This window comes from Cupriavidus sp. SIMBA_020 (assembly GCF_046535395.1).
GTDB lineage: Bacteria > Pseudomonadota > Gammaproteobacteria > Burkholderiales > Burkholderiaceae > Cupriavidus > Cupriavidus campinensis.
On record NZ_JAWRWU010001579.1, the window covers coordinates 1 to 239 of the forward strand.

Below are 239 nucleotides of genomic sequence, written 5' to 3' on the forward strand. Positions count from 1 at the left end.
CGCGCATCCTCTCGATCGGCGAACAGCAGCGCGTGGCGTTTGCCCGCGTGCTGTTCAACCGGCCCGCCATCGTGTTCCTGGACGAGGCCACCTCGGCCACCGACGAAGGGCTGGAACACATGCTGTACGGCTTGCTGCGCGAGCAACTGCCTGACGCCATGCTGGTCAGCGTCGGCCATCGCAGCACGCTCGATGCGTTCCATACCCACCGGCTGGATCTGGATGGCAAAGGCGGCTGG

1 protein-coding gene is annotated in these 239 nt (G+C 66.1%); it reads left to right on the top strand.

Features of this window, described 5'->3' with window-relative positions:
- A partial coding sequence (locus SB751_RS34925; protein ID WP_410749603.1) for an ATP-binding cassette domain-containing protein occupies positions 1–239 on the top strand: 239 nt, incomplete at both ends.